The 17,438-nt window shown below is 46.2% G+C and carries 19 protein-coding genes; 9 read left to right on the forward strand and 10 right to left on the reverse strand.

Features of this window, described 5'->3' with window-relative positions:
• Nucleotides 1–7 precede the first annotated feature (7 nt).
• Complete coding sequence (locus tag EK374_RS01125; protein ID WP_127019389.1) at nucleotides 8–505, forward strand: hypothetical protein; 498 nt, start codon at nucleotides 8–10, stop codon at nucleotides 503–505.
• Nucleotides 502–2,100, forward strand: coding sequence for a GMC family oxidoreductase (locus tag EK374_RS01130; protein ID WP_127019391.1), 1,599 nt, complete (start codon nucleotides 502–504; stop codon nucleotides 2,098–2,100). Before EK374_RS01125 ends, EK374_RS01130 begins: the two co-directional genes overlap by 4 nt.
• Nucleotides 2,101–2,122: 22 nt before the next feature.
• Here the strand turns inward: EK374_RS01130 and EK374_RS01135 are convergent, their stop codons facing one another.
• From EK374_RS01135 to EK374_RS01145, 3 genes are all read right to left on the reverse strand, one after another.
• Nucleotides 2,123–2,251, reverse strand: a complete 129-nt coding sequence (locus EK374_RS01135; protein WP_127019393.1) for a DUF3149 domain-containing protein — start codon at nucleotides 2,249–2,251, stop codon at nucleotides 2,123–2,125.
• An 82-nt stretch (nucleotides 2,252–2,333) separates the two neighbouring features.
• Nucleotides 2,334–2,843 carry a TIGR02444 family protein gene (locus EK374_RS01140; RefSeq protein WP_127019395.1) on the reverse strand — a complete coding sequence of 170 codons (510 nt, stop codon included), beginning with the start codon at nucleotides 2,841–2,843 and terminating at the stop codon, nucleotides 2,334–2,336.
• Complete coding sequence (locus tag EK374_RS01145) at nucleotides 2,815–4,728, reverse strand: ABC transporter ATP-binding protein (RefSeq protein WP_127019397.1); 1,914 nt, start codon at nucleotides 4,726–4,728, stop codon at nucleotides 2,815–2,817. The genes EK374_RS01140 and EK374_RS01145 overlap by 29 nt, the downstream gene beginning before the upstream one ends.
• Nucleotides 4,729–4,838: 110 nt before the next feature.
• Between EK374_RS01145 and EK374_RS01150 the strand changes: the two genes are divergently transcribed.
• Nucleotides 4,839–5,045, forward strand: a complete 207-nt coding sequence (locus tag EK374_RS01150) for a YheV family putative zinc ribbon protein (RefSeq protein WP_127019399.1) — start codon at nucleotides 4,839–4,841, stop codon at nucleotides 5,043–5,045.
• A gap of 9 nt (nucleotides 5,046–5,054) precedes the next feature.
• Here EK374_RS01150 and EK374_RS01155 read toward each other — a convergent pair whose 3' ends face one another.
• Nucleotides 5,055–5,279, reverse strand: coding sequence for a SlyX family protein (locus tag EK374_RS01155; RefSeq protein ID WP_127019401.1), 225 nt, complete (start codon nucleotides 5,277–5,279; stop codon nucleotides 5,055–5,057).
• Nucleotides 5,276–6,259, reverse strand: a complete 984-nt coding sequence (locus tag EK374_RS01160; protein ID WP_127019403.1) for a WD40 repeat domain-containing protein — start codon at nucleotides 6,257–6,259, stop codon at nucleotides 5,276–5,278. Before EK374_RS01160 ends, EK374_RS01155 begins: the two co-directional genes overlap by 4 nt.
• A 96-nt stretch (nucleotides 6,260–6,355) precedes the next feature.
• On the opposite strand from EK374_RS01160, the gene fkpA reads away from it, so the two are divergent.
• Both fkpA and EK374_RS01170 read left to right on the forward strand, forming a co-directional pair.
• Nucleotides 6,356–7,117, forward strand: a complete 762-nt coding sequence (fkpA, locus tag EK374_RS01165; protein WP_127019405.1) for an FKBP-type peptidyl-prolyl cis-trans isomerase — start codon at nucleotides 6,356–6,358, stop codon at nucleotides 7,115–7,117.
• A gap of 127 nt (nucleotides 7,118–7,244) precedes the next feature.
• Nucleotides 7,245–8,558 carry an IS4 family transposase gene (locus EK374_RS01170; RefSeq protein ID WP_127019407.1) on the forward strand — a complete coding sequence of 438 codons (1,314 nt, stop codon included), beginning with the start codon at nucleotides 7,245–7,247 and terminating at the stop codon, nucleotides 8,556–8,558.
• 56 nt (nucleotides 8,559–8,614) lie between these two features.
• Here the strand turns inward: EK374_RS01170 and rsd are convergent, their stop codons facing one another.
• Nucleotides 8,615–9,100 (reverse strand): sigma D regulator, encoded by a 486-nt coding sequence (gene rsd / locus EK374_RS01175; protein WP_127019409.1) that lies wholly within the window; start codon nucleotides 9,098–9,100, stop codon nucleotides 8,615–8,617.
• Between the two features lie 149 nt (nucleotides 9,101–9,249).
• On the opposite strand from rsd, the gene nudC reads away from it, so the two are divergent.
• A complete protein-coding gene (nudC, locus tag EK374_RS01180; RefSeq protein WP_127019411.1) occupies nucleotides 9,250–10,050 on the forward strand; it encodes an NAD(+) diphosphatase in 801 nt (266 codons plus the stop codon).
• A 268-nt stretch (nucleotides 10,051–10,318) separates the two neighbouring features.
• Entirely contained in the window at nucleotides 10,319–11,407 is a 1,089-nt protein-coding gene (hemE, locus tag EK374_RS01185; RefSeq protein WP_127019413.1) for a uroporphyrinogen decarboxylase, read from the forward strand.
• A gap of 66 nt (nucleotides 11,408–11,473) precedes the next feature.
• Here the strand turns inward: hemE and sthA are convergent, their stop codons facing one another.
• Together sthA and EK374_RS01195 are read right to left on the reverse strand one after the other, a co-directional pair.
• Nucleotides 11,474–12,889, reverse strand: a complete 1,416-nt coding sequence (sthA, locus tag EK374_RS01190) for a Si-specific NAD(P)(+) transhydrogenase (RefSeq protein WP_233280308.1) — start codon at nucleotides 12,887–12,889, stop codon at nucleotides 11,474–11,476.
• 107 nt (nucleotides 12,890–12,996) lie between these two features.
• Nucleotides 12,997–14,115 carry an acyl-CoA desaturase gene (locus EK374_RS01195; RefSeq protein ID WP_127019417.1) on the reverse strand — a complete coding sequence of 373 codons (1,119 nt, stop codon included), beginning with the start codon at nucleotides 14,113–14,115 and terminating at the stop codon, nucleotides 12,997–12,999.
• A gap of 96 nt (nucleotides 14,116–14,211) precedes the next feature.
• Here EK374_RS01195 and fabR point away from each other — a divergent pair, with 96 nt between their 5' ends.
• A complete protein-coding gene (gene fabR / locus EK374_RS01200) occupies nucleotides 14,212–14,829 on the forward strand; it encodes an HTH-type transcriptional repressor FabR (RefSeq protein WP_127019419.1) in 618 nt (205 codons plus the stop codon).
• Here the strand turns inward: fabR and trmA are convergent.
• Nucleotides 14,826–15,920, reverse strand: a complete 1,095-nt coding sequence (gene trmA, locus EK374_RS01205; RefSeq protein ID WP_127019421.1) for a tRNA (uridine(54)-C5)-methyltransferase TrmA — start codon at nucleotides 15,918–15,920, stop codon at nucleotides 14,826–14,828. The two genes, fabR and trmA, sit on opposite strands and share 4 nt — an antisense overlap.
• Before the next feature lie 171 nt (nucleotides 15,921–16,091).
• On the opposite strand from trmA, the gene murI reads away from it, so the two are divergent.
• Entirely contained in the window at nucleotides 16,092–16,880 is a 789-nt protein-coding gene (murI, locus tag EK374_RS01210; RefSeq protein WP_127019423.1) for a glutamate racemase, read from the forward strand.
• 6 nt (nucleotides 16,881–16,886) lie between these two features.
• Here the strand turns inward: murI and EK374_RS01215 are convergent, their stop codons facing one another.
• Nucleotides 16,887–17,378: an RNA recognition motif domain-containing protein gene (locus EK374_RS01215; RefSeq protein WP_127019425.1), complete on the reverse strand. Its 492-nt coding sequence runs from the start codon at nucleotides 17,376–17,378 to the stop codon at nucleotides 16,887–16,889.
• Nucleotides 17,379–17,438: the final 60 nt, after the last annotated feature.

A 17,438-nucleotide genomic window follows, 5' to 3' on the forward strand; every position in this document is an offset into this window, starting at 1 on the left:
AATAAGAATGAACAGACGCCAGTTTATTTTCCGCTCGCTCGCACTGACATTAGCCGCCAGCACAGGCTATGCAGTATATCAGCATCAATCTCTGCAAGGCAGTGACAATGCAGCTGTTCTGGTACTGGATGCGTTATTGCCCGCTGTATTGATGGGGGCTTTACCTACTGAATCCGCTGCACAACAGTTGTCATTACAACAAAGCCGCGATGCTGTGCTGGAGTTTCTGTCCTACTTACCTCAAAGCCAACAGCAGCAGCTGCACCAACTGTTTCAATTGCTGCAGCAGGATTTAGCCCGGCTGGCATTAACAGGGCAGTGGTTGCAGTTGGCAGATTTGCCGCTGTCGGAGCGTCTGGATTTGTTATTAAGTTGGCGCGACAGTTATTTTTCTTTGTTGCAGCAAGCCTTTAGTGGTTTGCGTGAACTGATCTATGGCGCTTTTTATGGTCAGCCGCAACATTGGCAGGCTTTAGGCTACATGGCGCCGGAGTTCAACCCATGAGAAATCTGATTGCCGATGGTGTGGCGGCTGGCTGGTCTTATCTGGATGCTTCCACTTTAACTGCTGACAAAGAGTTTGAAGCCGATGTGGTGATAGTGGGCTCTGGTGCTGGCGGTGCTATGGCGGCTGAACAACTTAGCCTTGCAGGATTCAAAGTGATATTGCTCGAAATGGGGGCTTTGTATGAAGGCAAAAACTTTCAGCAGCAGGAGCGCTGGGCTTACCCTGCGTTGTATCAGGACGGCGCTGGCCGTAAGACATTGGATCAAAGCATAGGTATATTGCAGGGGCGTACCGTCGGGGGCTCTACTACTGTCAATTGGACGACTTCCATTCGCACACCCGACAAAACACTGGATTACTGGCGCGCCGAATTTGGTAGCGATCTTACCGCAGATAACTTAGCGCCTTATTTTCAACAAGCCGAACAGCGGCTGAATATCCATCCCTGGCCTGTACCACCTAATGCCAATAACGATAAATTACGCCAAGGCTGTGACGCTTTAGGTTGGCAATACACTGTGATTAATCGTAATGTCAGCGGTTGCGCTAATCTGGGCTACTGCGGCATGGGTTGTCCTATTAACGCCAAGCAGTCGATGTTGGTGAGTAGCATTCCATCTGCGATGCAAGCCGGCGCTATGTTGATTAGCCGGGTATCGGCCCGTGAGCTGAAATGGCAAAATGGACAAGTCCGGTCTTTGCTTGCCGTGCCTGTGGACCCGTATTTCCAGCCTGATTTCAAAATAAAACTCAGTTTTAAAGCAAAGCACTACATAGTGGCTGCCGGCGCTATAGGATCACCAGCTTTGTTGTTGCGCTCCAAAGTACCTAATCCATCCAATCGTTTGGGTAAACATACCTACCTGCACCCCAGCGTAATTTCTGGCGCTTTGTTTGAGGACACTATAGCGGGACACAGCGGCGCGCCCCAGTCGATTTATTCTGATCAGTTTGTTTGGCCTTCCAATGGACAGCTAGGTTTTAAGCTGGAGGTACCACCACTGCATCCTGTGTTGATAGCGACTAAGTTAACAGGCCTGGCGCAATCCCATGCAGCCTTAATGCAGCAGTTTAATCAGTTGCAGGTCGTTATTGCATTATTGCGGGATGGCTTTCATCCGGACAGCCAGGGCGGCACCGTATTGTTGTCTGATCACGGCGAGCCAGTAGTGGATTACCCTATTTCTGAGTATCTGTGGCAAGGCGTACAAAAGGCTTATCTGGCAATGGCTGAATTGCAGTTTGCTGCTGGTGCTAAGTCGGTGCTTCCTATCCATCAGGATGCTCTGCTTTATTCCAGCTGGGGTCAGGCCCGTGAGGCGATAAAAGCTTTATCATTACAAAAATACCGCGCTACGCTGGCATCCGCTCATGTGATGGGAGGTTGTAATATGAGTGCAGATCCAGCCAAAGGAGTGGTGAACCTGCAAGGCCGCCATCATCAGCTGGACAACTTGTCTGTATTTGACGGCTCTATCTTACCCTCAAGCTTAGGCGCGAATCCGCAGCTAACGATTTACGGCTTAACCTTGCGGAATGCTGAAGCTTTAGTGCAGAGTTTAAATCAAAGGATTAAAACGCAGCCGGATTGACTGCGCTTTTTTACTTAAAACTTTATTCGGCATGTGATGTTTTATATAAGAAGTAGCCAGCGTAAAACAGGCATAAGCCAATCACCAGAGCCAGGCCGGTAAAAGAGAAAAAGATCACCGGATCTTTAAGAAACTCTTGCCATATATTCATGATCATATCCTCGCTATTTACTGATGCTTTTAGTTTAGAAGCATCAGTGGAAGCAAAGCCTGATGTAGATCAAAGTTGGATTTTAGAAGTGTTCCAACTGCTGGCTTTGTTGATACAGATCAAGAATTTCAGCATCCAGCTGTTCAACTGGCGCGTTAATCAGTAATAAATAATGGTCAAGCAACTGGCTGTGGGGCAAGATATCGTCACTCACAGCCAACTGGTTAAATTGCTGCACCAGCAATTGCTGCTCCAGTTTTTCTGCTGCCAGCTCAGTGCTCAGTAATTGCTGACGTAAAGGCTGTTGCATATCCGACTGCAGCCATGGAGAGGGCAAGGTGCGGCGCAAAGCACGAATAGACTGAGTGACCTCAGTGCTGAAATGCTTGAGCAAGTCTTCCAGTTGCTGCAGCTGGGCTTCACTTAAACTTTGCTGCTGTTTGTCCAGATACAGTAAAAACAACAACAGGTTAATGTTCACGCCAAAGTTGTCCTGCCATTGCAGACATAAGTCTTTAACGGCCGGATACAAGCTCAGGCTGTACTGCCAAAACTGCTCAGAATTAAGAGTTTTTTTGCCAGAATTCCGCACTTTGTTGCTCCCATGCTTCCTGAGCTTCGAACCATTGTTCTTCCACTTCAGATAATTCCTTTTGGACTTTTTGTTGTTCAGCCAATGTCTTGGTCAGCTCTGCTTTACGAATAGCATCGTATATACCGGCATCAGCAAGGGCAGTTTCAATCTGCTGTTGTTGCTGGTGCAGTTTTTCTTGTAGCTGTTCCAGCTTTTCAATTTTTTGCTTTAACGGTCGTTGCAACGTACGCAGTTCCGCTTCAAGTCGTTTTTGGTCTTTACGATTTTGTGCACTGTTTGCAGTGACTGTTTCTTCAGAAGTCGATGCGGCGTTGCTGGCACGCTGATCTTGCTGCAACCACTGATAATAATCGGATAAGTCGCCAGCAAAGGGCGCTACTTTGCCATGGGCCACCAGATAAAACTCATCTGTGGTGCTGCTGAGTAAATGGCGGTCGTGCGACACCACCACTATAGCGCCTTCGAAGCTTTGTAAGGCCATCACTATGGCTTCACGCATGTCCAGATCTAAGTGGTTGGTTGGTTCATCCAATAACAGCAGGTTCGGGCGCTGATACACCAGTAAGGCCAATACCAGACGGGCTTTTTCACCGCCGGAAAAAGGCGCACAAGGCGACAGAGCTTTATCGCCGTGGAAGCCAAAGCCACCAATATAATCCCGCAATTGTTGTTCGGTCGCATCAGGGGCTAAACGCACCAAATGTTGCAGTGGCGAATCCTGCGGCCTTAAGGTTTCTAACTGGTGCTGCGCAAAATAACCAATACTAACACCATTGGCATACCAAATTTCACCGGCTTGGGGTGTTAAAGAACCAGATAACATTTTGATCAGTGTAGATTTACCAGCGCCATTACGGCCCAACAAACCTATACGACTGCCTGGCAGCAACTGAAAGTTAATCTGCTGCAAAATGGCAGTATCACCGTATCCTGCTTTGACATTTTCCATCTTCAGCAGTGGGTTAGGTAAAGACCTCGGGTCCAAAAACTCAAACTGAAAAGGTGAATCAGCATGAGCTGGCGCCAATAAAGTCATCCGCTCCAGCGCTTTGATCCGGCTTTGCGCTTGTTTAGCTTTAGTGGCCTGAGCGCGGAAACGGTCAATATACTTTTGCAGATGCGCCACCTGACGTTGTTGTTTTTCAAACATCGACTGGTGTTGTGACAAATGTTCAGCGCGTTGACGTTCAAACTGGCTGTAGTTGCCTTTGTATAAAGTTAAGGTCTGATTGTCGATATGTACCGTATTATCAATCACAGCATCCAGAAAATCGCGGTCGTGGCTGATCAATAATAAAGTGCCGGTAAAGGATGCCAGATATTTCTCCAGCCACAGCACAGCGTCTAAATCTAAGTGGTTAGTGGGTTCGTCCAATAACAACAATTCGGCTGGTTGCATTAAGGCTTTCGCCAGGTTTAAGCGCATGCGCCAGCCACCAGAAAACGATTTCACGCTATGTTGCTGCGCTGCACCACTAAAACCCAAACCATCTAGCAATACACCGGCTTTGGCTTCAGCTCTGTAGCCGTCTAAAGCATCAATCTGGTGATGCACTGCAGCTAAATCGACACTGCCGTCGGTAATTTTTAATTGCTGTAATAATGGATAAAGTTTTTCGTCACCCTGCAGCACATAATCCATGGCGGACATATCCAGCGCCGGAGTTTCCTGCGCCACAGTGGAGATAGTCCAACTGGAGGGAATAGCAACAGAACCTGCGTCAGGTTGCAGCTTTTGTTGCAGCAAAGCAAAAAGACTGGATTTGCCGCAGCCGTTGGCGCCAATTATTCCGACCTTTTGCCCCGGAAATACGGTAAGATCGGCCTGTTGCAGTAAGCAATTAATACCGCGTCGTAGTTCGACGTTTTGCAGTTGGATCATGGTGTTTTAGCCTGGACGAAAATTGGTTGCTACTCTAATCGCAAAGTGGCGACAAACCAAGAGTGCAAGCGGTATTGATGCGATAAAAGCCCGGTTTGGAGAGTAAAAATATGACAGACAGAAAGAAAAAACGCTTTATTGCCGGTGCAACCTGCCCACAATGCAAAGCCATGGATACCTTGATGTTGTTTGTTGAGAACAATGTAGAAAAAGTTGAATGTGTAGAGTGTGGCCATCATATGGCACAACCTGAACAGCAGGTGGCAAAAGCTTCGCGTGCTGCTGAACAGGTGATAGGGGTGTTCAAACCTGAATAATCAGGGATATTAATAATGCGGCGGTGGTGGCTCTTCATCTAAACGTAATATGCCACTGTCGTTGCCCTTGCTGATTTTCTCTGCCAGCAGCATCACTTGCCGTTGCAGTTTTTCGATACTTTTCTGGTGTTCGTGCAACTCGTCATTCAGGGTTTGCACCACATCTTCCTGGAATGCAAGTTTGCTTTCCAGATCAATAAGTTGTTGCTGTAGTTCTACTACTTGTTCTGTCATTGTTTGATCTCCCATACTTCGGCTACGCCACTGGAACTTTCACTGATAATCTGGCTGTCATTCAAAAATGCCACTGCATGGATCACCGCACTGGCTGGCCTGCTATTAAGAATAGCTCTGACCTGCCATTGCTGTAATTTTTTCCCTGTCGCTACATCCCATAAAATTAATGCTCTGGACGGCGAACCTGTCACTAACCATTTGCCATTAGGGCTAAAGCGGGCGGCGGTAATAATTTGCGCTCTGGATAATTCCAGCTGGCTGATTTGTTTCCCTGTTTTTAGATCCCAGATAAAACCTTGCAGTTCACTACCCGCACTAAAGGCATAGCGGCCTTGTTGATCCAAGGTTACTTTAGTGACCCGGTTTGGATGTGGAAAACTATAAACAATCTGCGCCGTTTCTGTATCCCACAAATAGGCGTAATGATCATTGGAACCTGTTAAAGCAAAACGACCGTTGGCGGACATGTCGACTGAGTTGACGTTTTCAGTGTGACCTAAAAACTCAATACGGCGTCCTGAACTTAAGGTGATATGTTGCACTTTGCCGTCGCTTTGCCCTACCAACATATGGCGGCCATAATCAGACACAGCCAAGTCGCGAATGGTGGCATCTTTTACCGACCAAAAACCAATATTCCGGCCATCATTCATTTGCCACAAAGCAAAGTTTTTGCTGTCACCCGTTAATAAGTGACTGCCATCCGGGCTTAATGATAAGGATAAAATTTGATTATCGCTTTTTTCCTGATGACCCAGCGAATACATAGCAGTATCTTTTTGCAGGTCCCAAACGGTAACACCTTCGTCTAAAGCCGACACTGCGACTCGCGTTGATTTGTCATTAATCGCAGCGCCATAAGAGGGCGTTTCAGTGTGCTGTACCTGCCGCACAGATTTTGGTTGAACTTCTGAGCAGGCAAAGAGACAAAATGCCAGAAAAATCGTCAGATATTTACCGCTATGGGTTAACGTCATTAGCACAAACCGTTAGTATAGGGACGTTGCAGAAAACCTTTAAACTTATTAAAACACAATTTTGCAGCCAAACCTGCTTATTTATTGGAGAAATACATGCGTTTATTAACTAAGGTGTCGCTGATTGCGGCTGCCATTTTAACTTTGTCTGCTTGTAACAAAGAAGCTGAGCAGCCAAAGCCTCTGGTTTTAGATACTGATGCTGCAAAACAGTCTTATAGCTTAGGTGTATCTGCTGGTCGTTTTATCGACACTACTATTAAAGAACATGAGAAGTTAGGTTTACCTTTAGCTTCAGAAACTATAGTTCGTGGTATTCAGGATCAGTTAGCTGGTAAATCTCAGTTGACTGAAGAAGAAGTTCAGAAAGTAATGATGGCGCTAGAACAAACAGCCCGTGAAAAACAAGTTGAAGTAGCAAAAGCTCAGGCAGAACAAAACGTTGCTGCTGGTAAAGCCTATTTAGAAACTAACGCGAAGAAAGAAGGCGTGAAAGTGACTGAATCAGGTTTACAGTATGAAGTAGTTCAAGCTGCTGACGGTCCAAAACCAGCTGCAACTGACGTAGTTCGTGTGCACTACACTGGTACTCTGGTTGATGGTACTGAATTTGACAGCTCAAAAGAACGTGGTCCTGCTCAGTTCCCGTTAAACCAAGTAATCAAAGGCTGGACTGAAGGCGTTCAGTTGATGAGCGTTGGTTCTAAGTTCAAATTCACTATCCCTGCTGAATTAGCATATGGTGAGCGTGATATGGGTACTATCCCGGCGAATAGCGTTTTAGTATTTGACGTTGAACTGTTAGGTATTGGCGAAGAAGCCCCGGCTGCTGAAGAAGCGCCTGCTGAGAAAAAGTAATTCTTAACCCAATAAAAAAGCGACCATCAGGTCTAATGCCGATCAGTTAAGCAAATATCAGATCGGTTGACCGATCCAGTGGTTAATGTATAAAGGCCTGCAACAGAGATGTTGCAGGCCTTTTTCTATGCAATTAGTTACCGCTTTAACCCTTGCCAATCGCTATTTCCCAACGAACCTGAATACAGGTGCGTTACACCAGCTTTTACCCGAAGAATTTATCAGCCAGTGCCTTGAAGAGGCTGGTGTCGCGACCGTGCGTCGTCGTCGATTGCCCTTAGAATCCTTGGTGTTGGTTGTACTTGGTATGGCGCTTTATCGTGGTAAAGATGTCTGGAGCATTGCGGATAAGATGCAAATTATGCTACCCGGTCGACGTGAATTGGTAGCCCCCAGCGCTGTTGTTCAGGGGAGGCAGCGGTTGGGTTTTGAAGCGATGCGGCAGGTGTTTCATCACAATCAAAGGCTGTGGCACAAGGAAGCCGAACACCCACGCTGGTGCGGTCTGCAGTTACTGGGGGTGGACGGAGTTGTCTGGCGTACACCAGATACAAAGGAAAATACAGAAGCCTTTACGAAGCCAAAAACCACAGCTGGCGAATCGGCCTGGCCCATGGTCAGAATGGTGTGTCAGATGGAACTGACCAGTCATTTGCTAGTGAATGCAGCCATGGATGGGTACAGCACCAATGAAATGGTGCTGGCAGAGCAACTGGTTGAAAATACGCCGGACAACAGCCTGACGTTATTTGACCGTGGGTTTTATTCGTTAGGGCTGCTGCACGCATGGCAGAGCAAATGGCAAAGCCGGCACTGGCTTATCCCGCTGAAAAAAGGCACTCAGTATGAAGTGATAGAAAAGCTTGGAAAGCAGGACTACCTGGTACGACTGACAACAAGTTCTCAGGCAAGAAAGAAATGGCAGTGCTTGCCGGAGTATATGGAAGCGCGGTTACTGCAGAAAAAAATCAAAGGCAAAGAGTGCTTTATCCTGACCTCAATGCTTGATACCAAAGCGTTCATGGGCGATGAAATTGTGGATTTATATAGTCAGCGCTGGGAAATCGAGTTGGGTTATCGGGAGATGAAGCAGCATCTGCTGGACAGCGAATTTACGCTACGAAGCAAGAAATCAGACATGGTCAAGCAAGAGCTGTGGGGAGTACTGCTGTGCTACAACCTTATCCGTTACCAGATGGTAAGGATGGCGAAAACCTTGCCAGGTATTTACCCTAATGAGCTGAGTTTTACTTTATGCGCGAATGCCATAGTCAGCTTATTCGAGCATGGATTTACCTTAATCAGCGCCCACCATATTCCAAAAGAACTGGATGATTTAACCCGAAAAGCCGAATTTTTTATCTTGCCGTTCCGGCGTGAAGAGCGCATGTATCCAAGGCAAGTGAAACGAAAACCGAGTAAATATGCGTACAAAAAATAATGCCAGTCAGCTTAACTGACTGGCATTAACCATCAGGTCGCTTTTTTTAAACTAATTCACGCCGACACTGCACTGGAGTGTTTATTGTGTAAGGTTTGGATCAGTTCGTCTTCGAAGTCAAAACGTTCTACCAAAGCTTGGCCTAAAATAGATAAGTCGCGGTCAAAGTTCTTTGATAAGGCTTCACCATCCACTTCCGCGTATTTGTCGTTAAACTCCAGAGCCATATCCGTCGAATTTGCGATCTTAGGATACAAAGAGTCAGCCAGTTGACGGCTATCATGGCCATTCACGGCACATTGCGAAACGATTTGCTCATAGACTTCAAAATGACCAGCAGATAAATAATCCATCAGCAGTTGGCAAAAGTGCTGGATATCTGCCAAATCAGGCAAAGAGTTCCCACTTTTTTTGTCAAAAGGAGGCAATGCAGCCAGCTCACAATAGCGAACAATCAGGCGCTGCCTTTCATCCAGCCAGTTATCTATGGCTGTCAGGCTGCCACCCCATTTCTGCTGTGCCGACTCTAAACGGGTGTACATATACTTCCCCTTACTCAAATGACTTACTGCTCTTAACCTCTAATTAAAAGAATTCTCGGATAAAGATCAACTACTTTTTTATTGGTCAGCTCAGTCTTTGGCTCTATCATACGCTTGTTTTCACGAATAAGTGGTGGAGTAAAACAAAAATGATCAAGCACAATGTGCCCGCAGCAGCCGACTTGTATGGCCACTGGTTTATTGTCAGTCAGGGGAAAATTTGGCTAAGTTCTGATGATGCTGCTCCACCTCTGTGTCGTTACGACCAATTACCAGAATTCTTAGATGGTACTGAGCCTTTGTGTTTGCTTGGTGCCATTGATGGAGTGGCTTGTTATCTGTTGAATTACACCGACAGACCAGAAGCAGAAGAACAGTGGCATTCGGCCCGTGTTTTGTTGCAGCAGTCAGCAGCCATTTTTGAACATGCAGCCAGAGCCTGTCAGGTCGCTTTATTTTTACAAACACACAGATACTGTGGTCAATGTGGCAGTTCTATGCATTTGGTGAACTGGGAGCTGGCGGCGCTTTGTCATAAATGTGGCCATCGTTGTTATCCACGCATTAATCCCTGTGTACTGATTGCAGTCGTCAATGACAAAAATCAACTGTTGCTTGCTCGCTCAGCACGACATAAAACGGGCTTTTTTTCTATTCTGGCAGGTTTTGTCGAGTCCGCAGAGACACTTGAACAAGCTGCAGTGCGGGAAGTAAAAGAAGAGGTGGGTATTGATATCACCAATTTACGTTATATGGGCAGCCAACCCTGGCCTTTCCCACATTCACTGATGACAGCTTTTATCGCCGACTATAAGTCAGGCGAGCTGGTATGTCAGCCGGACGAAATTGAAGAAGCCCATTGGTATGATCTGGATCAGTTACCGGAAGTGCCAATGGTGGCAACCTTATCAGGTCAGGTGATTCAGTATATTGCTAAAGGTGGTCGATGATTGACTGACCCGGTAGGGTGGACCCCAGGGATGGGGGAAATAAAAAAGCCACTAACGTGGCTTAAGGGAGGTGTAACTTGCGTTACCTGGACTCGTTAAAACGAGTTTCTTTATTCTTGTTCTTTACTAGCGCAGGTAGTTTATAACAGATGTATTTTTGCAGGGCAATAGCTTTTTTCGTTGTGGAAAAATAGCTTTTGGTAAAAAATAGTGACTGATCAGACATCAGTGATAAACTAGTGATAAATCAAAAGATGGCAGATGATAGATGCAATTAAAAAATGATCGTTATTTAAGGGCCTTGATGAAACAACCAGTCGACCGAACTCCGATATGGATGATGCGTCAGGCGGGTCGTTATCTTCCTGAGTACAGAGCGACACGAGCTATTGCCGGCGATTTTATGTCGTTGTGCAAAAACCCTGAACTGGCTTGTGAAGTCACTCTGCAGCCACTAAAACGTTATCCTTTAGATGCAGCCATCTTATTCAGTGACATTTTAACAATCCCTGATGCTATGGGCATGGGCTTGTACTTTGGCGAAGGCGAAGGCCCGCGTTTTACCAAACAACTGACCGATTTTATGGATGTGATGCAGCTGCCTGTGCCAGATCCGGAAGTTGAATTACGTTATGTGATGGACGCTGTGCGCACTATCCGGCGTGAACTGAATGGCGAAGTGCCATTAATTGGTTTCTCCGGTAGTCCTTGGACCCTTGCCACCTACATGTTTGAAGGCGGCAGCAGCAAGACATTCTCTAAAATCAAAAAGCTGATGTACACAGAGCCAGAAGTGGTGCATATCCTGCTGGATAAACTGACGCAAAGTGTCATTTTGTATCTGAATGCGCAAATTGCGGCTGGTGCTCAGTCTGTGATGATTTTTGATACCTGGGGTGGTGTGTTAACTCCACACGATTACCGTGAGTTTTCATTAAGCTATATGCAACAAATTGTCTCTGGTTTAACCCGTTTTGCCGATGGTCGTCCAGTGCCTGTCACGCTGTTTACTAAAAATGGTGGTTTATGGCTGGAAGAAATTGCAGCAACTGGTTGTGATGGCGTAGGTTTAGACTGGACCATCGATATTCGTCATGCTCGCTCTCGTATCGGCGATAAGGTGGCGCTACAAGGCAATATGGACCCTTCCATCCTATTAGGCACACCAGAGCGCATCCGTCAGGAAGTGCAGGCGATTCTGGATGGGTACGGTATGGGATCAGGCCATGTGTTTAACCTGGGGCACGGCATAACGCCTGATGTTGATCCGGAGAAAGCTGGCGTATTTATCGATGCAGTGCATTCGTTCAGCCGCACTTACCATATGAACACCGAAGTTGTAGAAGACGACGAGTAAATTTTCGTTGTGCTTAGAATTAAAAACGCCAGCATTGAAGCTGGCGTTTTTATTTGACCTTTCAGCTTAGAATAAACGGTTTAATCCATTCATAGCGGCAACCCTGTAGGCTTCAGCCATAGTGGGGTAGTTAAAGGTAGTGTGCACGAAATACTCTATGGTATTGCCGCCATTTTTTTGCATCATAATGGCCTGGCCTATATGGACTATTTCTGCGGCCCTTTCACCAAAGCAGTGAATGCCTAAAATCTCTTTGGTGTCGCGATGAAACAGCAATTTGAGACTGCCTACACTGGTATTGGCGATTTGAGCCCGAGCCAGATGTTTAAACTGAGCCCGGCCTACTTCATAAGGAACACGGGCCGCCGTTAGCTCTTGCTCGTTTTTACCCACAGAACTCATCTCAGGGATGGTGTAAATACCAACCGGAATATCATCAATCAGATAAGTGCTGCAGTTGCCATGAATAATAGAGTTAGCGGCGATACGACCCTGATCATAAGCGGCGCTGGCGAGGCTTGGGTAACCAATCACATCCCCGACGGCATACACGCTTGGGACTTCAGTCTGGTAGTTGTCGTTGACCTTCAATTGGCCGCGGCTATCTGATTTTAAGCCAATTGCATTCAGATTGAGCTTGTCTGTGTTGCCGGTGCGGCCATTGGCAAATAAGATACAGTCGGCTTTCATTTTTTTGCCGGATTGCAGGTGCAAAATCACACCATCATCACAGCCTTCAATCCGATCAAATTCTTCGCCATGGCGAATAGTTACACCAGAGTTCCAGAAGTGGTAACTCAAGGCGTCAGAAATTTCCGCGTCCATAAAAGACAACAGCCTGTCTCTGGTATTGACCAAATCGACCCGTACACCTAAACCACGGAAAATCGACGCGTATTCACAACCAATCACGCCTGCACCAAAAATAATGATATGTCGCACATCATCTGTTAACGACAATATGGTGTCGCTGTCAAAAATACGGCTATGAGTAAAGTCGACATTTTGTGGTCGATAAGGGCGAGAGCCTGTGGCCAGAATAATATGTTCGGCAGAGATAATCTGGTCCGGCGAGCCGTTTTGCTCTATCCGGATCTGATGTGCGTCGACAAATGAGGCATTACCCTGAAATACTTTTACTCTGTTGCGCTCATAAAAACTGCCGCGCAGCTGTACTTGTTTACGAATCACGCCGGCAGCGTGTTTTAAAATATGTGGGAAGGTCAGATTGGACGATTGATCATCCATCTGAAACAGCGGGTTTTCTTTGTACTCAATATAACGGCTGACCGAATGACGTAGCGCCTTGGAAGGAATAGTACCCCAGTGTGTGCAGCCGCCGCCGACTTGCTGATGGCGTTCAATCACAGCTACAGTTTTGCCACTTTTCGCCAGATTCATGGCTGCACCTTCGCCGCCTGGACCTGTGCCTATAATAATTGCATCAAAATCATATGTTTTGCTTTGAGTTGCTTTGACCACGGGTTCTTCCTTCGCTGACTGCATTCTTTATATTTAATCAGAAATCCTGAATGAAAGGCGATAAAAAAGGCGGCAAATGCCACCTTTCGTAATTTTTTATCAAATGCTTAAGCAAATTGAGCGGTTAGCTGCTGCCAGCGTTTTTGCTGCAGTTGCAGATTAAGCCGTACTTCCAGCATTTGCTGCTTTAAATCAAATTCATTGTACTGTTGCATCAACTGTTGTTTTTTCTGCTGCAACAGTACTTTTTTCACTTCGTAATACGCATGCATTTTTTCCATCAGCAGCTCGTACTCATGTTCAAGGCGTTGCATCACCAGTTCAGCGTCTGGCAAGTGCGACACTTTGGCCTGTGCACGTTTAAGTTGCATCTGTACTTTGGCCTTTTCGATACGGTCCGGCGGGCAGACCCGTAAATTGCGGGTTAAGCCTAACCAGGAACAGCTTTTTATCAGCCATTTGGTTGGGTCAAATTGCCACCATAGAATGCCGTTGCGGTAATCGTATTCAAAAATATGGTGGAAGTTATGGTAACCCTCACCATAAGTTAAAAACGCCAGTATGCCGTTGTCCCGTGCGCTGTTCTGGTCGGTGTAAGGCTGGTTGCCCCAGATATGAGCTAAAGAGTTAATAAAAAACGTAAAATGGTGACTCAGCACTAAACGTAAAACCCCAACGCTTAATAACATGCCGATATAGCTATCGGTTAACCAGCCTAAAAACAGCGGGATACCAAAGTTGGTTAGAACCGTCAGCAATAGGTAGTTTTTATGTTGCCACATCACTATTTTATTGTTCTGTAAGTCGCGGGCGTTGCTGTAATCCTCATAGGTGTTACTTTGATACTCGCGTAACATCCAGCCGATATGACTGAACCAAAAACCTCGTTTGGCTGAGTAAGGATCTTTATCGTTTTGATCAACAAATTTATGATGGACCCTGTGGTCGGAAGACCAGTGCAAAGCGCTGTTTTGCAGAGCAAAAGCACCACCTATGGCATAAAACCACTGTAAAACGGGATGCGCATCATAAGTTTTGTGTGCCCAGAGTCTATGGTAACCGGCTGTGATCGACATACCGCAATAACCCAAGCATAAAATAGTGGCAATAATTTCCGTCCAGGTAAAACCGACAGCTATGGCATACCAAGGCACCAGAATGGCGGCAACAAGAAAAGTGGACGCAAACAGAATGACGTTGGTCCAGATAATTGGGGGTTTATTCATTTTGGGAACTTTAGGCTTACAACTGTAAGCTAATTTAGCCGTGCAAAGTTGCAGGGTCAAGCGTTAAAATGAGGAAGAAGCAAAAAGGAGTGAGCCGTGACCCGCGCCCAACAAAAAGAAAAAACCAGACGCGCTATTATAGATGCAGCTTTTCAGCAGCTTAGCGCTGATAAGGGCTACTCAAGTTTAAGTTTACGTGAAGTAGCGCGCGAGGCAGGTATTGCTCCAACGTCCTTTTACCGCCATTTTACCGATATGGATGAGCTCGGGCTTACCTTGGTCGATGAAGCCGGTCTAATGCTTCGTCAGTTATTGCGCCAGGCCCGACATCGCATTGAAGCCAATGGCAGTGTGATCCGCACCTCAATTGAAACCTTTATGGAATTTGTCACAGGCCACAGCAATGTCTTTCGTTTGTTGCTGCGTGAACGTTCAGGTACATCGGCGGCTTTTCGTAGCGCTGTAGCGCGGGAGATTTATCATTTTGGTGCTGAACTGGCGGATTATCTGCGCAAAGAAACAGATTGCCCGGCTGAACGTGCTCAGATGCAGGCGGAAGCTATGGTGATCTTAGTCTTTCATGCAGGGGCAGATGCGCTGGATGCAACGGCAGAGCAGCGTAAACAAATTACCCAGCGCACTATTATGCAGTTGCGCTGGATGGCTCATGGTGCTGCCAGTTATGGTCGTAAAACCCAGTTGTCGCAAAGCTAAGCAGTAAGCTTGCGAAGCCAGACACCAGATTCAATATGGTGGGTGTAAGGAAACTGATCAAACAACGCGAAAGCTTTGATTTCGTGGGTTTTACTCAGCTGCTGTAAGTTCTGTTCCAAAGTGACAGGATTACAGGAGATGTAAATAATATCGTTAAACTGGCTGACAAAAGCTTCGGTGGCCGGATCTAAACCTGCCCGTGGCGGATCAACCAGAATAGTATCCAGCTGCAACTCTGATAAATCCAGGTTCTTTAATTGTTTGCCTGTCGCCATAGCCGCGCTGACATCTTCCGCCGACATCTGCAGTACCTGCAAATTGGTCACCTGATTCATCTCAATATTCAGCTGTGCGGATTTAATTGAGCTGCGGGCAATCTCGGTAGCAACCACCTGGCGGAAATAAGGCGTCAGGGCCAGTGAAAAGTTACCGTTACCACAATAGAGTTCCAGTAAGTCGCCTTTGAGCTGACTGGATATATCACAAGCCCACTCCAGCATTTGCTGATTTACTTTGGCATTTGGCTGGGTAAAGCTGTTTTCAATTTGCTGGTAACTTAAAGTGCGATCTTTCACCTTTAGCCTTTCAATAATATGGTCGCGATGCACTAACACTTTTTGCTTACGCGAACGGCCAATCAAGTCCAGTGGCCATTGCTCTGCTAAATCAGCTTTTAATAAAGCGGCTTGTTCGGCCCAATCGTCACTCAGCGGCTTCTTATAAATAAGAGAAACCAACAACTCGCCACTTAAACCACTCAGGTAATCAATCTGATATAACTTGTTCCGCAGCGCTGGACGCTTTTTCAGTTCTTCCAGCAGTACAGGCATAAAATCTGCTATTTGTTTGCAGGCCACAGGGAAGTAATCAATGCGCTGTTTTTGCTTGGTTTCAGAATCAAACATAATGTGGAACAAATCGTCCCCTTCATGCCAGACCCGAAATTCAGCACGTTGACGGTAGTGACTGGATTCGGAGCGGAACAACTCTAACTCTGGCAACGCATAGGATGCAAATAGCTGCTGTATGCCCGCTTGCTTTTCTGCCAGTTGAGTTTCATATAAATCCGGAAATACTTGCCCTAAAGCCATTGCCTGTCACCTGTTGTCGAAAAAGCGGCCTATTCTAAGGGCTTTTGCCTGAATGTCTATCAGCAAAAGCAAGCTGCAGATAAAAGTAGCAGAGCAACTGCCTTAGCGGGCGAATGTCTGGCAAAATAGCGCCATAGTTTTTCAGCAGATACTCTTATAGAAGACAGCGGTATGCGCATAGGTTTTATCGACAGTGGAGTGGGTGGTCTTTCTATATTAGAGGCGGTGCGTGCTTTAGTGCCTGCGGACTACTTCTACATGATGGATAACAGATACCTGCCTTATGGCACTAAGTCGGAGTTATTTATCCGCCAGCGCTTAAAACAACTAACCGAACATCTGCTGACTCATCAGGTGGATCTGATTGTTATCGCCTGCAACACAGCTACTACTCAGGCGGTAGATTGGTTACGTCAGCAGTTTGATTTGCCTTTTGTCGGTGTAGTGCCAGCCATTAAACCTGCTGCATTATATTGTGCTGGCGAAAAAATGGCGTTGCTGGCCACTCCAGCCACAGTCAAAGGCCACTATATACAGAAGCTGGTTGCTGATTATGCCGGAGAAAGTCAGGTGCAACTTGTTGGTAGCAGTGAGCTGGTGATGTTGGCAGAACAAAAAGTCTGGGCAGATGCTGATGTAAAAGCGCAAGTGGCTCTGGTTATCAAAGATAGTGGCTTAAATGAGTTTGCCCCCAAAGCTATTATTTTAGGCTGCACTCATTTTCCTTTTTTAGCCGAAGAGATCCGTGCGGCGTTTACTGATGCGCCAAAGTTGTTTGATACCGCCGATGCGATAGCCAGAAGGGTTCAACATTTAACTTCAGCGATCACTGATCTATATAAAGAGAAGGGTCAGGATCGTTTTGTTGCAACACAAGAGCTGACTGAGCAGCAAAAATTAAGAGTCAAACAGATGGGGTTTGGCCAGCAGAGCTGCTGGCCAGATTTATACCAGGACTAATACAGTTTATTCGTCGTTATCGTCACCATCCTGACGTTCTTTGGCTTCACGCACTTTTAACGTACGTTCCTGGAACGCAAAGTCGTTTAGCTTCTGTATCATCTTATTGGCATCTTTGGCTGCCACTTCAACAAAACCAAAACCACGGCGACGACCTGTCTGGCGATCTTTCATCAAGCGTACGTTGACGACTACACCAAACTTTTGGAACAACTCACGTACAGCATCTTCATTGGCACGGTAAGGTAAGTTACCTACATATAAAGTAGCGGTTTCACCGTCGTAGTTTGTTTTAGCTGCTGCAGGAGAACCTGTGCTTGCAATAGAGGCACCTTTGACTTCAACCAGAACAGGCACCAATACACCACCCAGCACTACACCTATGGTCACTAATACAGAAGCACTTAAAGCAAGATCAGGTATTAACAGTAGAACCAGATAAACAATGATGGCTAACGCCAGAGTAAAAGGTAAGGATCGTTGTAAATTAGCTAACATAAAGATTTCCTAAGTAATAAAGATGAAAGAGTCAGAGTAAATACATATAAATACTTAAAG

Origin of the sequence: Rheinheimera mangrovi, assembly GCF_003990335.1 — a bacterium.
GTDB lineage: Bacteria > Pseudomonadota > Gammaproteobacteria > Enterobacterales > Alteromonadaceae > Pararheinheimera > Pararheinheimera mangrovi.

Excerpts from the sequence above, each read along its gene's own strand:
- EK374_RS01125 (WP_127019389.1), top strand. The coding sequence starts at position 8 with ATGAACAGACGCCAGTTTATTTTCCGCTCGCTCGCACTGACATTAGCC.
- trmA (WP_127019421.1), bottom strand. The coding sequence starts at position 15,920 with ATGGCTTTAGGGCAAGTATTTCCGGATTTATATGAAACTCAACTGGCA.
- EK374_RS01170 (WP_127019407.1), top strand. The coding sequence starts at position 7,245 with ATGCAATTAGTTACCGCTTTAACCCTTGCCAATCGCTATTTCCCAACG.
- EK374_RS01215 (WP_127019425.1), bottom strand. The coding sequence starts at position 17,378 with ATGTTAGCTAATTTACAACGATCCTTACCTTTTACTCTGGCGTTAGCC.
- EK374_RS01145 (WP_127019397.1), bottom strand. The coding sequence starts at position 4,728 with ATGATCCAACTGCAAAACGTCGAACTACGACGCGGTATTAATTGCTTA.
- fkpA (WP_127019405.1), top strand. The coding sequence starts at position 6,356 with ATGCGTTTATTAACTAAGGTGTCGCTGATTGCGGCTGCCATTTTAACT.
- EK374_RS01155 (WP_127019401.1), bottom strand. The coding sequence starts at position 5,279 with ATGACAGAACAAGTAGTAGAACTACAGCAACAACTTATTGATCTGGAA.
- EK374_RS01135 (WP_127019393.1), bottom strand. The coding sequence starts at position 2,251 with ATGAATATATGGCAAGAGTTTCTTAAAGATCCGGTGATCTTTTTCTCT.
- rsd (WP_127019409.1), bottom strand. The coding sequence starts at position 9,100 with ATGTACACCCGTTTAGAGTCGGCACAGCAGAAATGGGGTGGCAGCCTG.
- EK374_RS01150 (WP_127019399.1), top strand. The coding sequence starts at position 4,839 with ATGACAGACAGAAAGAAAAAACGCTTTATTGCCGGTGCAACCTGCCCA.
- EK374_RS01130 (WP_127019391.1), top strand. The coding sequence starts at position 502 with ATGAGAAATCTGATTGCCGATGGTGTGGCGGCTGGCTGGTCTTATCTG.
- EK374_RS01195 (WP_127019417.1), bottom strand. The coding sequence starts at position 14,115 with ATGAATAAACCCCCAATTATCTGGACCAACGTCATTCTGTTTGCGTCC.
- murI (WP_127019423.1), top strand. The coding sequence starts at position 16,092 with ATGCGCATAGGTTTTATCGACAGTGGAGTGGGTGGTCTTTCTATATTA.
- EK374_RS01160 (WP_127019403.1), bottom strand. The coding sequence starts at position 6,259 with ATGACGTTAACCCATAGCGGTAAATATCTGACGATTTTTCTGGCATTT.
- hemE (WP_127019413.1), top strand. The coding sequence starts at position 10,319 with ATGCAATTAAAAAATGATCGTTATTTAAGGGCCTTGATGAAACAACCA.
- nudC (WP_127019411.1), top strand. The coding sequence starts at position 9,250 with ATGATCAAGCACAATGTGCCCGCAGCAGCCGACTTGTATGGCCACTGG.